Raw genomic sequence first — 14,616 nt, forward strand, 5'->3', positions numbered from 1 at the left:
TCGTTATTTGGTTGCTACTGCTTTTTCAACAGCCTGCCGTAGTTGCTTTAAACTCATTTCTTTAAAGTCGAGGTCGAGTTCCAGGCCTTTTGCTGTGGTGATCTCTTTTGTGGCCATATAGAATTTACCATCTATCTTTTTCAAGGCAAATAGTAGTGCCGGTGTATTAGAAGGAACCGATCCAAAATCAACCGCATTCGATAGTACGTTCCCTGGTAAAACGGATCGTATATTTTTAAAGATCAGTTTTATTTTAGAACCTTCAGCATCCTTAATTTTGACCATCATCTTCTGGTTTGTTCTTCGGAATCGGTCACAATTTATCCAGCCCAACTTCGTGCCGCTAAAAATATAAGCGTTGATCTCGGGGTTTGACAATCTTGAAGGGTCTTTGCTTTCAATAGATGCTTGAAATTTTGACCTGCTAACCGAGTCTGATTTTCTTCTACGAAAGAGCCTGTCTGGTCCCGAAATGACATTTGAACTATTCAGGTTAAAATCAATCGGAATGGAAAAAGGTACATTAACCTTACGTCCGCGTTGCACACCTGGGTTTATTTTTGGCAGTAAACTAATAACCCGCTCCGCTTCTTGATTTAAAATAGTGTAATCACCCCTAGATCGTATTCTTTGTATGCTTCCGGTCGTATCAATAACAAAATTTAGATATACTCGTTGTCTGTCAGCAATGCCCATAGACTCAGCAAGCTTCGTGTTTAAGTTGTTTACTATAAATGATCTTATTTTTGAATTAAAACATGCCCGCTGCTGTGCCCTTACCACGTCTTCACAACTTGGAAAAACAGGCACCTCTTCCACTAAAGCAAGTGGCACATCTACATCTTCTAATTCCTCCTCCTTTTCAACTTCCTTTATCACCCAATTAATCCCATCTTCATTTTCCTCACCCAAAAACAACTGCATCGCTTCTTTCTTTTCCTTAATAGGAAATTCAACGCGCATTGATTTCATAGGGTCTAATGCTAATTCTTGTCCATTTTTCTCAGCAGCAATATGAAGCATTCCTCCGGTTTCCAACATATCGCCATTTGATGTTGTGGTCAAATCTGCCAATACGATATCATTCATCTTATAGTACTCTTCAACCTTTAGGTTAATTTTTCCACGAACCAGTTTTCCTGTTTTCTTATTGATAAAGGCATGTTTTTGAAAGCTTAATTTTGTGCCCTCTTTACAAGTAATACTCATTCCTTTCTCATTATCAACAACAAATGTTTCAGGTGATTTTCTAATTGGGTCAAAATCGGGTTTTTCTGTCGTGGTAACTACCTGTTTTTCAAGAAAAACATCGACTTTTTCTGTAACATTATCAGTTTCATAGACAACTTCTTTCTCTTTGGAAACTTCCTCAACAACGGTTGGCTTTTCAACTGAAATTATCTCATTTTCATTAGCTGTGCTGTCAACTTCGGTGTATAGCGTTTCTAGTTTTTCCTCTTCTACTTTTATAGTGTCCTCTACTTGAACCGATTCTTCTTCCTGCACATGCGGACTAATCACCGCTTCCTCTTTTTGGCTAAACAGAAATGCTACGATGCCTAAAACGATGGCCAATCCCGCAATAAAAATGCCCTTGATCCATTTTGCTCTTAGGTAGCCTTTTCTAGCAGTAACAATCTCATTTTTTAACCGAATGCGTTCCATACCACCTAGGAAAATAAGGTGTGCATCGTAGGCTTCTTTAAAATCTGAATCGGATAAAAGTTTATTTTCAAAATCGGATTTTTCAGATTCTGATAAATCGTTGTTTAGGCACTCATTAATGAGAGTTATATGTTTGATATATGCTTCCATGATATGCTGAATTAAGATTGAACGGTTTGATTGGTTCTAAAAATGTCTTTTGCTTTTTGCAGGCATTTGTACTTCTGGTTTTTTGCAATTTTTTCCGATTTAAATTGCATTAACTCAGCAATCACTTTAAACGAATGTTTCTTGTGGTAAAAAAGCTGCAAAAGCTGTTGACATCGCGCTCCTAATTCTCGGAAAGCATGTTCGGCTTGTTGAAATTTCTTTTCTTCTAAGATGGTATGAAAAACCGAAACCTCATCTTGTTTTAGATCATGTAGTTCTTGTTTAGAAAATTGTTTTTGCATGTCTTTCCACACAAATCTCGATACTGAATAGAGATAAGTATAAAAAGATGATGTTAGATTAAAGTCTGATTTTTGAAGATTGCGATGCAGAATGATCAATGTTTCTTGAAACACATCTTGCGCATCGGTTTTACTACCGCCTTTTGAACGGACTAGCTTTTCAATTTTCGGGAAAAGTTTATAGAGCTGCCTAAAAGCTTTGTCTCGCTTACCGGACTTGAATAGCAACAAAATTTCCTGATCACTCATAAAGGTTGTTTACCTCTTAATGGTGGTTTTTTGAAAAGGTCTCCCAAAATAATTAAAATTGAAAAAAGTGTCAGCAAGAAGCAATTGCCAATCACAAATGAATAATTAATGGCAAATCAGGCCTTAAATCATATGATTTTCCCTGAACATTATTATCAAAATACAGCTCCATTAAATGCGCAGCTCCTGAAGAAACTGAAATGCCTTCTATCTCGTTTACTGCTTTGATTGTTTCGGTTGTTACATCTACCTCAGGTGATGTAATTTTTACAGCAGTAATCTTTTTTGCTCCGTTCGGGTGTTTGTAAAATTCTCGCCACAGAGCGTATTCTTCAGGAATCTTGTTCAAATCCGAAATCGATTCGAATACATCGTATTGTATTTCAGGAAAAACAACAAAAATCGAGGGTTCCTTCAAATGTTTTTTTGAACTTTGAGCAGCATAAATACTTGAATTTTCATCCATCCATTCTTGATGATAGCGCACTGTTTTAAATGGTATTTTTTCTGCCGCATATTCTTTTAGGTTTAACGCAATACTAAAAGGTGACGCTCCGTTGGCTTCAAAGTTTACTCTTTCAGCAAAATCCAGTGCAGTATTTTTCTCATTATTTGCTTCAAATTCAGCTTGATCACAAACAAAAATCAATTCCAAATAACCATTCAGAAAATAGAAATATCTCCCTGTGGTTCCTTGTCCTTTATGAACATTCGAAAGTGAATCCGGAATTCCGGTAAACCCGAGTTCAACCAATCGCTCTTTTGCTTTCGTCGCGTTTTTAACCCAGATGTTTACATGGTCAAGCTGTACATTAGAGGGGGCTGTTTCCGTTATTTGAGCGTCTTTCTTTTCTTCTTTTCCATTTTTACAAGACAAAAAACTAAGTGCTAGAAACACAATAAACAGATATTGGGCAATCTTCATCGATACTATTGAATTATGGTTAGTCGTGATATTCAAAAACGAATTTAATCAATAGAAAGCGAACATAAGATCTTCGTACAATTAGTTTCCAAATAGCTGTCCCGAAAGCTATCAGAAAAATGATAAAGACTTCTAAAAAGCATGAATAATTGTCCAGTTCACTATTTACGCTGTATCATAATTATTTAAAAACTAATTGTACATCAAACTCAATAGCATCAGAGATTGCGTGATCTTTTAGTTTATTATTATAGGTGATTCCCCAACGGGTGCGATCTATTTTAAATCTGGTATTAAAGGTGTTTTTAGCGCCATCAAGCTGAGCATAAAACTTCTGTTCTTTGGTCACTCCTTTAATGGTAAGATCGGCGAGCATTCGGTGTTGGTTTTCTTCGGGTAGGTATTCCACTTTTGTGATCTTTAATCTAGCTGTTGGGAATTTTTTAACATCAAAAAAATCAGGTTCCTTTAAATGTTTTACAGGACCGTCTCCGTTACGATAATCCTCATTATCTATGGTGGTCATGTCAATAACAAATTCACCGCCCACGACATTACCTAACATGGTTTGTAATGTTCCTTCACTAAATTGTACCGTACCGTTGTGTTCTGAAAATTGAAATGAATAAGAGCCTTTCCAATAAATGACACTTTTTGTGGTGTCTAACTCATAAGCAGGTTTTGATTGCGCATTAATACATGAATAGATACTTAGGGTAAGAATAAAAAATACTGTTCGCATAGTTTTTTGATTTTTAATAACTCCCTACAGGCAAGCCTATAAGGCATTCGTTTAAATAATAATTTGTGTTTCGAGGCATCCCGATAGCTATTGGGACTGAGCATTAAATCTCGATTATCGAGTAAAACTAAAATGGTACTGGCCTAGCAAATGTCAAAAGAGTGTAAAAGAAGTGTCAACAGTTGTAAAATTTCAGTTAGAAATCGGTTATTTGCAACTACAATGAGTCAGAAACTACGCTATATCATTCCTGCGATTATTTGCTTGTTTACCATTTCATGGGCTATTCCTTTTGAACAGGAAAAAAGTAATCCGAAAGCAGAACGTGTAAAAATCGCATTACGACAGGTTGGGAACGAACTATTATTGTCTAATAAAGACAGTAGCTCAATCATTAGACCCGTCGTTCAACTTAATGCACTACAATACCAACTTTCTTTTGAAGGGAAACTGGCTTTTTTGCCAGATTCACTGGTGGCTATTGTCGATAAGAATTTTGAAAAAGCGGGGTTATCTAAAAACTATATTGTTGAAGTCATTAGGTGCCAAGATCAAGAGGTGAGCTATAGTTTTGAAATGAACTTTAATCAAAATAAAACCATTGTGCCATGTTCCGGCAGGAAAGTAGCGAACGCCTGCCACCAAATAGAGGTGCAATTTATTGAGGAAGCAGATGCCGTGTCAGAAAGCAAATTGGCTATTGCAGGACTCGCAGCTGGTTTATTGGTGTTTTTAATTGTTGGGTTTCGTAAAAATAATACTACAAGACTGCGTACTTCATCAGAAGAAAGCGAAGCTACCGATATTGATGTGTATACCGTAGGAAGTTTTCATTTTTACCCGAAGCAAAACAAACTGGCGAAAGAAAAAGATACCATTGCGCTTTCAAAAAAAGAATGTGAGCTGTTGGTCATTTTCGCGAACCGTCCTAATGAGATTATTAAGCGAGAAGAATTAACCAAAACCGTTTGGGAAGATCACGGAGTTATTGTTGGTCGAAGCTTGGACACCTATATCTCAAAACTTCGTAAAAAATTAAAAGAAGACCCCACTATTAAAATAACCAACGTTCATGGGGTTGGGTACAAGCTGGAGGTTGAATAGTGATCATGTTGTTTTCTGTGCTATGAGGATACCCCTCTGTTTCTCCCCTCGAGGGGAGATTTAGACTGAAGCAACTTAAAGATCACTATTGGGAGGAGATGGATATATTGTAGATAAAACCCCGCTCTTAATCTGCATCATACATAGCGGTTTGTCTAAAGATTTTTAAACGTCCATCAGTACACTTTTTCCAAATTCTAATGTTTTTACCGGTTGAAATACCACTGTTTTCGCCATGGCTCCAATCAGCATAGTGATTTCCCAATTCAATTATATAATTGTCAAGCTCTGTAAGGTAGAAGCTACCGATATCTAGTTTATTGAAGGTGGGTAAGGTTTGTACATGTGTTTTTAGATGCTCAGAAATGGCCTTTTTTCCATTATACAAAGGCGAGTGACTGTACAAAAGCATCGCTTTTTTGTCGTACAGCTGTTCCCATTTTACATGATCATGAGCACTTATAAAATCTTCAGCCAATTCATTCAATGCTAAGACTTGTAAGGGGAGTTTTGCTAGTGTAGTATTGAGTTGGTTATAGGCTGGAATATCTTGAAAATTGAATTTTGCCCAATTATCTATGGGGTGGTTATAGTTCCAGGCTTCTGCAAAAATTTTCCACGATCCTTCTTGACGCTTCCATATGTTTTGATACTTCCCCTTGTAGTTTTTTCGTTCTTTAGTGTCCTTTTGGGTAAGCTCCATTTCAAAAGTTCCGGTTTCTACTTTCCAATCTCCCAGATTAAGGAGTTCAAGGCGTTCTTTTTTGTATGTATTTATGGTGAAGCGCTGTAAAAACTTGTTGTAATACTTTTCAATCATCGATTTTCCTTGTAATACTTTTTGGTACTCACCCATTAAGAAGCTAGTATCGGCATAATAGTCAGTCCTCAAAGAAGCATCATTAGAAACCAAACTCGTTACGCTCATTTTATGATACGCTTCAATTTCTGCAGGTATGGGTTCTATCGGCACAGGTTGTTCACCACCAATTTGCCACATACGTTGCAATCTTCCACTGGCATTACGTACTAAAAAGTCTGTACCCATTCCTTGTCCTTTATAGGTCCAGTCATCTCCAGAGGCTTCAACATAATAGTAACTATATTTAATAAGGTGTTTACCATAATCCTCTATATGGTTAAGCCCTACGGCTATGCTATCGATAGTAACCTTGCCTGCATTGTATCCAATGAGATATTCTTTGATTGCGTTATATCCTATTTTAGCCTTTTCTCCGTGCGGGGCAAGAAACACCCCATCTTTACGGTATGAATGTAATCGACCAAGCGGATCTCTTTTTTTAACAGCTTCCGCGCCCAACGCATAGTAGGCATTAAGTTCATGCTGTAGACTCCTCTCTACATTTTGTGCGGCCAATGTTTTATATCGCAAAGGCAGCCCATTTACTGCCACCCGTAAATTTATGGCTTCATCTATTTTATGGTCATAATTCCATTGTTGCGATAGTAATTGCAGCGCACCATTTTTTAATAGCTTCCAAACGTTTATAAACTTTCCGTTTAGCGTATATGCTTCGCCGTCATTTTGCTCGAACGTTTTGTCAAAAACACCCCACTCTACAACGCGGTCTTCAAATGCATAAATGTCTTTAGTTATGCGGTTATATTTTTTAATCGTTTGACGATTGTATATACTGTCATAGTAACTTGCTATGCGGTTTTTGCCTATAATAAGAGGATGAAATTCTGCTATAAACAGCGTTTCATCAGTATAATATTTAGACATATTAGTGAAGTCTTTATTCGTGGCGCTAGCGATGACATCTTGATGTGCTTGCGTAAGCTTTTCTATTAATTTTTCTTTCTTTTTAATAGATAGTTGACCATAGGTTTCGCCCATTAAAAAGAGTACAATGAAACTCAATAGTAATCGCTTTGAGATATTACTTTTCATATTTGAATCTGTTTATTCCAATTGGGGTATTATTATAAATAACACTTGATATTTTGAGCTCGCCATTAACGCGTTTCAGTATAAATTGGTTTTTGGTTTCAAAAACAGTTGCTTCCTCCTTGTGTTTTGGGTAGAACTTTCCTCTTACCTTTCCTCTCATGATAATCACAGCGCCGTGTTTTGCAAAATCTATGATCTCATGTTTCATATCAGCATGTCCATAAGTTGCTTGTTGTTTTAAATAAGTCAAAAGATCTCTTTTATTGGCTATAGCACTATGATTAGGAGCCATGTGGATGATATGCTCATCATAAACAGTAAGCTGCTTTTCCTTAGTAATACTATTGTCATCAAGCACGGCTAGCAAGCCTTCTATTTCTTTTTTAAGGGATGAAGCAGGGTCAATACGTATAAAAGTGCCTTTGTAAAACTTTCCTGTGCGGGTATCGTTTTTATCATATTGAATGGAATTCAAAACATACTCGTTCCGGCTAATCCAGGTATAGGTATACATTCGATAAGTGCCTGCTACCTCCCCTTCAAAATGAACTTTTAAGTGCAGGTTTCCATCTTTGTCAAAACCTCCACTGCCATTCCCAATGCGAATTGAGCCAAAGCTTGATACATGACTTACTACTTTGGTGTTGGGATTATAAACCCAGTAAATATGTCCGTTTGGGGCCGGGCCATCAATAATCTGCAAGAGGCTGTTTTCGGTATTAATCTGACTCGCAATTGTGTGATGTTTCGCAATGATTAAGGTATCAGTGGTTGATCCCCAGTTTTGAATCCATGTATCATTTTTAAGTGTCCATTCCCCAATGAATTGCTTAAAAGGGTTTTCAGACGCCGTGCCCGAAACAATATCGGCATCGGATATTTTTCCATTTAGTTCAAATGGGATAGTGGTTGTTTGCGAAATGCTAATACAGCAGTATAGTAGCGCAACTAGGCTTGCAACATACTTCATCTATTCGTCGTTTGATTTTAAACTCACTCAAACCTAGTACAATACGCTGTATCATTTCATAAAAAATGCCCTAATCATGATATGATCATATCGACAACCAATCATCTTTTTTAAAAGGTGTCAGCATATAACAACAGGTTGTTTGTATCAGCTAACGGGTTGTTCGTCAATAGTGATTACCGTTTTCACATCCATTGTCTATTTTAGACGTTTATTGATGTATGAAATCAGAAAAACTCCTTTCCTTATTTGGTTATCGTAATACGACGCAACGTATTATCAGACACCTATTGTTTTGGGGATTTTTTGTTTTCTATAATGTGGCTACCTGGGGGGCTTATAATGAAGATGTAGTGCAAACCATCCTGTTTGAGCTTTACTACTTACCCGCCAAATTATTGATGAGCTATTTCACCCTGTATTACATCATTCCCAAATTACTACTTCCAAAAAAATATGCTGCTTCATTGATTTGGTTTGCCATAGGGTTAATAGTTACGGGGCTTATTAATAGGGCGGTTACCTACTACGTAATATATCCTATCAATTACCCAGAAGGGTTGAGCACAGGTTTTTGGACGGTAAAAGTATTTTACGACATTACTATCAATTTTAATATTACCACATTAGTCGCCGCTATAAAATTGGTACAGCACTGGTATAAAACTGAAGGGTCTCGGCAACAATTGGCACAAGAAAAAACAGCAGCCGAACTGAAGTTATTAAAATCACAGTTACATCCACATTTTCTATTCAATACCTTAAACAGCTTATATGCCCTAACCTTAGAACAATCAAAAAAAACACCAGATGTCGTTCTTAAACTGTCGTCATTGCTAAACTATATGTTGTACGATTGCAATAAACCTCTTGTTCCATTAGAAAAAGAACTTACTTATATAAACGATTACATTCTTTTAGAACAGTTGCGCTATGGGAATAAGCTTAGTCTATCGTATGAAACTTCCGGAGATTTTACGGCACATCGTATTGCTCCGCTTATAATATTGCCTTTTATTGAGAATGCTTTTAAACATGGTGCTAGTCAGCATACGCAAGCACCTTGGATACGCTGCAACCTTTTGGTTGATGGAAAACAATTTCATTTGCAAATAGAAAATAGCATCGACCCAACCCAAGCGGTAAATGAACAGATCATAGGAGAAGAGGACCGAACTTCCCAAGGGGTTGGCTTAATCAATGTAAAAAAACGATTAGAACTATTGTATAAAGACCGATATACGCTTCACATCGCGGAAGACGATAGTTTTTTAGTTAATTTAAAACTCTATTTAGATTAAATAATGAACTGTATCATAATAGATGATGAACCGTTAGCGGCTAGGGTAATTGAAAATCACCTAAAGCAGATCGAAAACCTTGAATTGATAGGTCGGTTTGAACATGCTATGGATGCTTTTAGCTTTCTACAATCAAATGTGGTAGATCTCATCTTTTTAGATATACAGATGCCTAAAATTAACGGACTGTCTTTTTTAAAATCCCTTAAAAAGCGGCCACATGTAATATTATGTACTGCATATAGAGAATATGCTTTAGAAGGTTTTGAACTTGATGTGGTTGATTATCTATTAAAACCGATCGCTTTTGAGCGCTTCTTACAGTCTGTTGATAAGGTATTTCGCATTTCGAATGCCCATTTACAGCATACCATACCTTCGCAACCAATAGCTATTGAGAAAGCTGATCATTTTATTTTTGTGAAATCGGATAAGGAGAATGTAAAAGTAAATCTCGATACCATTTGCTATATAGAAAGTTTAAAAAACCATATTCGTATTCATACCGAAAATGCTACAGTGACTACCTTAAAACCAATAAGTGCTATGGAGGATCGTTTGCCACCCCAACGCTTCATTCGAATTCACCGCTCTTATATTGTGGCTTTGCATAAAGTAACCAGCTTTACACAAACGCAGGTTACTATTGGTAAAAAAGCACTTCCAATTGGTCGTTTATATAAGCAAGAAGCGTTACGTCGTTTACAAATACATATATTTTAATATGTTCGTTTTATCGTAATTAATTTCATTAATGGTAACTGCTCTAATGAACTTTTTTGAACGAAATACACCGCTGAAAACAAACCGAATTAATCACTTCCAAAAAGTCGTTTTAGCCCATGCTTATATGTTTGACCAATAGGCACAAGGTGCTCCTCAATTGTTATTCGGTTTCCTTCTATGATCTTTATTTTATTGGTTGCCACAATAAATGATTTGTGCACCCTTAAAAAATCAGAAGCTGGCAGCAAGGCGTCGAAAGATGATATTTTCTCGTGGCAAACGATCATTTCATCAGTTAAAAACACTTTGGTGTAATTTCCATATGCTTCAATAAATAAAATATCATCAATATGTATTTGATGTAGTTTTTTATCGCCCTTTAGAAAAAAACTGTGCTTCTTCTTTTCAGAATCCGAAACCAGTATTTCATTCTTATGGTCCATTACCTTATTCATTGCTTTTAGAAAACGCTCGAATGAAAAAGGTTTTAGTAAGTAATCAGAAACATTGAGTTCGTATCCCTCTAAAGCAAACTCTTTATGCGCGGTAGTGACAATAACCTTTGGATGGTGCTGCATCGTTTTTAATAAGTCAAAACCGGATAATTGTGGCATATTGATATCCAGAAAAATAAGGTCAACCTTGTTCTGGTTCATAAACTGCATCGCTTCCAAAGCATTATAACAGTTTCCCATTTTCTCAACATAAGAAAGGTTTTTACAGTACCCTTCTATAATTCTGTGTGCAATAGGTTCATCGTCTATAATACAATACTTCATGATATTTCAAGATTTAACTGAGCGATATAGGTAGCTTCTGTTTCTTCAAGCAGCAATTCGTGACGATTCGGGTATAAATAGTCCAATCTTTGTTTTAAGTTTTCTAAACCGATGCCCCCGGCCTTTTTTACAGCCGATTTGTCGAAACTGTTTTCAATTTTGAAAAGAAGTTTCTTTTCGCGAGATGCCATTCGCATTCGAATAAACGCATCATCTTTCATTTTTTCGACTCCGTGTTTAAATGCATTTTCTAATAAAATTATAAACAATAAAGGCACTACTTCTATGTCGGGTTCCACCTCGTGAGTAAATGTAATTTCTACTTTTTTTTGATATCGAATTTTATGCAAGTCAATATAGTTTTCCAAATACCTTATTTCATCTTTCAACAACACCCTATCTTCTCTGCCATCATAAATCGTATAGCGCATCATATCCGATAATTTAAGAACCACTTCGGGAGCGTCATCAGATTGTTCTACAACTAAACCATAAAGATTATTCAAGGTATTAAAGAAGAAATGCGGATTAATTTGACTTTTAAGCAGTGCTAGCTCGGCTTTTGCTTTGTCGGCTCTTAACGTTTTTAGCCAACGCCATTGCTCATATATCCATAAAGAAACAAAAACCGGAATAGGAATGAGCAGAATATAGGAAAAATTAATCCGATAGTTTCCTTTAACATCTGGTGCTTGGTTAAAAAAGAAATAGTAATAATACAGAATAATCAAAGTGTACACAGCAAAAATGGCTAGCTTGTACTTATTAAAAAACTCCGGTATAAGGAGATGGACAGCACCTAGCCAAAATAGAATTAGTAGTGGGATGGTAAAGGGGTTCTTCTCGATTGGTATGTATAGTTCTGCAAAAGTTGCAGCAAACAATAAGCTTAATACCCCTAAGACTTTATAAATTGAAAACTTATTAATTAAAAAAGAAAGTAATAGTAGGCATGAAACAACACTTAAGATATTAATTACGGTAGCAACCGGTCTAGAAACGACATCAGGATTAACAATAATTAAGCCAGCCTTATTAAGCAATATCGCTAACCCAAGGGTGATTACTCCCGCCTTGATTAATGAGGTGTAATTATTTAGAAGAAAACGTCGCATGTAACAAAAATATGGCGCTACAAAGCAGCTAACAACCTTTTTGACCAACACTATGGTTTCCGAGTCAAACACTATTGTTTTTTAGATGAATCATGTTCATGTGAAATTGCACCTTTTGTAGTACGTTTTTTTCAGGACTCATCAAACTAATTATCCGGGCATAATCCTGGGTTTTATGTTTGAATTGAATTCCTCAAAAACAATCTAAATGAAAACAATTCTTAGTATTTTAAAACGTATCGCTCAGGTAATCGGTATCATTCTAGTCCTCATTATTATTGCTGGACTCACCTATAGATTGGTTGGTTCTGAGCAGCATGAACCTCTGGGAAAAATGGTCGATGTTGGTGGCTTCAAACTTCACATACATAGTGAAGGAGTACAAAACAACAAACCAACCTTGGTGATTGAAAGTGGTATGGGCCTACCTACCGAGCACTATCATTGGCTAAGCGAGGTACTTAAAGATAGTATACGCGTGGTTCGCTATGACCGAGCCGGAATCGGATATAGCGACTTAAGCGATACTTCTAGAGACCCTGAAACCGTTGCACGCGAACTACATACTCTGTTGAAAAAGGCCGGTGAATCGCCACCCTATATTTTAGCAGGACATTCATTTGGCGGACCATTTATAAAGGTTTTTACCGAACTCTACCCCGATGAGGTTATGGGATTAGTTTTTATTGATGCGACCCACCCTGAACGGGTAGAACGATTGGGTTTACCAACCGAAACATCCTCAAAATTTAAGTGGTATATACGATCATTACACGCACAAGGGTATTTAGGGGACTTAGGCGTGCTGGGGTTGTATGACCGCATTAACGGGCCTTTACTAGCTGGAGAAGGCTTACCCGAAAACATCAATACCCGGATGCTAGACTTTTCCATGAACGGAAAATATGTTCGTGGTTTTATTAAAGAAATGAAACACTATTTTTCAGGGTTAAAACGATCAGGACAAGTAAGTGATTTCGGTGCGTTGCCAATTGTTGTGTTTGCAACGGATAATCATAATCCTGAGTTTTTAATAAAGCGAGGTATCAATCCAGAAGAGCGACTTACTAAAACATTGCAGATGTACCAAGATTTTGCTGATCTTTCATCCAACAGTAAGCTCATTTTTATCAAAGGCAATCATAACAGTATATATACCAAGAAGGAAAATGCGATGATTATCTGCAATGAAGTCACAAGGCTTTTAAAGGTATCGAAGGATGAGATTGTAATGCCTTAACCCATTGCAGGGTTGACATTTATCATTTCATATAAGGTGTTTCTAGCAGATATTTATAAAGAACCCTAACACCATAAACACGGGCCAAGGTTCGTCTTTTGGTGTTTTGTTTAGTGTCAATAATTCTAACAATAAAATCTTGCTTTATGAACCCACTGTTGTTAACCGCCATTCTGTTCGGTATCTTTTTACTGGCCGGGGTGCGCATTATTTTTGAGTATAAAAGAGCTTTAAAATTCCGATTTGGTAAGTACATCAAAACGCTAAAACCGGGCTTTCGATGGATTATTCCTATTGTAGAAACGGTACAAATTGTTGATGTTCGTGTAATTACCATCAATGTTGTATCACAAGAAGTGATGACCGAAGACAATGTGCCATGTAGCATTGACGGGGTGGTCTTTTTTAAGATTAACGATCCCGAACGAGCCGTGTTGGAAGTTGAAGAATATAAGTTTGCCATCACTCAACTGGCACAGGCCGCATTACGTGATGTATGCGGTAAGGTGGAGCTCGATACTATTTTATCGAAACGGGAAGAAATGGGTAAAAATATCAAATCGATCGTGGTACAAGAAACCCAGGAATGGGGTATTGAAATCATCGATGTGAAAATTAAAGATATCCAGCTACCTGAAAATATGCGCCGTATGATGGCCAATCAAGCTGAGGCCGAACGATCTCGAAGAGCGCGAATTATTCTGGCGACTGCAGAAGAACAGGCTGCTGATATGTTACTGGAAGCTGGTAAGAAAATAGATCAATCGCCTTCGGCCATCAAACTCCGTTTATATCAAACCTTGTCGAATATTGCGGCAGAGAAAAACTCGACTATCTTGTTCCCGTTCCCTGAAGAAGTATTGCCAAGAAATAAAAAGAAATGAAAATTCTTACCATCTAAACAGGCAGACTAAACCCCAGAAACCTTTGGCTTAGCTGCCCTCTATTTCATCTATAGCACTCTGGATTATTCAGGACCTATCCTTACTTTTTGTCCAAAATGGTAGTAGTACATCATTTCTTAGTACCGTTATATTGTTGTTAATCACTAGTTCTTTAGCAACGTAATGCCCCGATGGTAGCTTATTAGTATGAAAGGCCTTTATGACCATGTTCTTACCATTGGTGTTTTCCACAAATTTTAAAACTTCACTAGTTGGACCTAAGTGAATCTTCATTGTTTTCTTATCGGCTGTTGTTAGAAAAATGTGGGTTCCAGAAATAGAATCCCCATTTGTAAATTTGCAGGGGCCTTGTTCCAAACTGGTTACGGTTCCTTTTAGCTCAATCACTTCTGGTATTGTTTTTTCCTTGTTTATTGCCATTCGTTCTTTCTCTTCTTTTTGTACTATGGTAATTGTACCAAGCAGCATTAATACCATAAAACCAATGGCTTTAATTAATAATTTCATTTTGTTAGTTTTTAGTTCATA

General features: G+C 36.9%; 14 protein-coding genes. 5 read left to right on the forward strand and 9 right to left on the reverse strand.

Annotated elements, in window-relative coordinates:
* Positions 1 to 3: 3 nt before the first annotated feature.
* The 4 genes from ABN763_RS04245 to ABN763_RS04260 all read right to left on the reverse strand — a co-directional run bounded on the left by ABN763_RS04245 (position 4) and on the right by ABN763_RS04260 (position 4,033).
* Complete coding sequence (locus ABN763_RS04245; RefSeq protein WP_410484186.1) at positions 4 to 1,815, reverse strand: energy transducer TonB; 1,812 nt, start codon at positions 1,813 to 1,815, stop codon at positions 4 to 6.
* Positions 1,816 to 1,826: 11 nt separating this feature from the next.
* Positions 1,827 to 2,366, reverse strand: coding sequence for an RNA polymerase sigma factor (locus ABN763_RS04250; protein WP_410484187.1), 540 nt, complete (start codon positions 2,364 to 2,366; stop codon positions 1,827 to 1,829).
* A 91-nt stretch (positions 2,367 to 2,457) separates the two neighbouring features.
* Entirely contained in the window at positions 2,458 to 3,291 is an 834-nt protein-coding gene (locus ABN763_RS04255; protein ID WP_410484188.1) for a VOC family protein, read from the reverse strand.
* A gap of 181 nt (positions 3,292 to 3,472) precedes the next feature.
* Positions 3,473 to 4,033: a YceI family protein gene (locus ABN763_RS04260; RefSeq protein WP_410484189.1), complete on the reverse strand. Its 561-nt coding sequence runs from the start codon at positions 4,031 to 4,033 to the stop codon at positions 3,473 to 3,475.
* A 222-nt stretch (positions 4,034 to 4,255) separates the two neighbouring features.
* On the opposite strand from ABN763_RS04260, the gene ABN763_RS04265 reads away from it, so the two are divergent.
* Complete coding sequence (locus ABN763_RS04265) at positions 4,256 to 5,137, forward strand: winged helix-turn-helix domain-containing protein (RefSeq protein ID WP_410484190.1); 882 nt, start codon at positions 4,256 to 4,258, stop codon at positions 5,135 to 5,137.
* A 127-nt stretch (positions 5,138 to 5,264) separates the two neighbouring features.
* On the opposite strand, the gene ABN763_RS04270 is transcribed toward ABN763_RS04265, so the two are convergent.
* Together ABN763_RS04270 and ABN763_RS04275 are read right to left on the reverse strand one after the other, a co-directional pair.
* Positions 5,265 to 7,052 (reverse strand): DUF4440 domain-containing protein, encoded by a 1,788-nt coding sequence (locus ABN763_RS04270; protein WP_410484191.1) that lies wholly within the window; start codon positions 7,050 to 7,052, stop codon positions 5,265 to 5,267.
* Entirely contained in the window at positions 7,042 to 8,022 is a 981-nt protein-coding gene (locus ABN763_RS04275) for a hypothetical protein (protein ID WP_410484192.1), read from the reverse strand. The genes ABN763_RS04270 and ABN763_RS04275 overlap by 11 nt, the downstream gene beginning before the upstream one ends.
* Positions 8,023 to 8,243: 221 nt before the next feature.
* Here ABN763_RS04275 and ABN763_RS04280 point away from each other — a divergent pair, with 221 nt between their 5' ends.
* Both ABN763_RS04280 and ABN763_RS04285 read left to right on the forward strand, forming a co-directional pair.
* On the forward strand, positions 8,244 to 9,323 hold the full coding sequence (locus tag ABN763_RS04280) for a sensor histidine kinase (RefSeq protein ID WP_410484193.1): 1,080 nt from the start codon (positions 8,244 to 8,246) through the stop codon (positions 9,321 to 9,323).
* Between the two features lie 3 nt (positions 9,324 to 9,326).
* On the forward strand, positions 9,327 to 10,046 hold the full coding sequence (locus ABN763_RS04285; protein ID WP_410484194.1) for a LytR/AlgR family response regulator transcription factor: 720 nt from the start codon (positions 9,327 to 9,329) through the stop codon (positions 10,044 to 10,046).
* Positions 10,047 to 10,135: 89 nt separating this feature from the next.
* Here ABN763_RS04285 and ABN763_RS04290 read toward each other — a convergent pair whose 3' ends face one another.
* Both ABN763_RS04290 and ABN763_RS04295 read right to left on the reverse strand, forming a co-directional pair.
* Entirely contained in the window at positions 10,136 to 10,828 is a 693-nt protein-coding gene (locus ABN763_RS04290) for a LytR/AlgR family response regulator transcription factor (RefSeq protein ID WP_410484195.1), read from the reverse strand.
* On the reverse strand, positions 10,825 to 11,943 hold the full coding sequence (locus ABN763_RS04295; protein WP_410484196.1) for a sensor histidine kinase: 1,119 nt from the start codon (positions 11,941 to 11,943) through the stop codon (positions 10,825 to 10,827). Before ABN763_RS04295 ends, ABN763_RS04290 begins: the two co-directional genes overlap by 4 nt.
* A 208-nt stretch (positions 11,944 to 12,151) precedes the next feature.
* On the opposite strand from ABN763_RS04295, the gene ABN763_RS04300 reads away from it, so the two are divergent.
* Both ABN763_RS04300 and ABN763_RS04305 read left to right on the forward strand, forming a co-directional pair.
* A complete protein-coding gene (locus tag ABN763_RS04300; protein ID WP_410484197.1) occupies positions 12,152 to 13,183 on the forward strand; it encodes an alpha/beta fold hydrolase in 1,032 nt (343 codons plus the stop codon).
* Between the two features lie 146 nt (positions 13,184 to 13,329).
* On the forward strand, positions 13,330 to 14,067 hold the full coding sequence (locus ABN763_RS04305) for a slipin family protein (RefSeq protein WP_410484198.1): 738 nt from the start codon (positions 13,330 to 13,332) through the stop codon (positions 14,065 to 14,067).
* A gap of 87 nt (positions 14,068 to 14,154) precedes the next feature.
* Here the strand turns inward: ABN763_RS04305 and ABN763_RS04310 are convergent, their stop codons facing one another.
* Positions 14,155 to 14,595, reverse strand: coding sequence for a hypothetical protein (locus ABN763_RS04310; RefSeq protein WP_410484199.1), 441 nt, complete (start codon positions 14,593 to 14,595; stop codon positions 14,155 to 14,157).
* Positions 14,596 to 14,616 lie beyond the last annotated feature (21 nt).

This window comes from Spongiivirga sp. MCCC 1A20706 (assembly GCF_046524175.1).
GTDB lineage: Bacteria > Bacteroidota > Bacteroidia > Flavobacteriales > Flavobacteriaceae > Spongiivirga.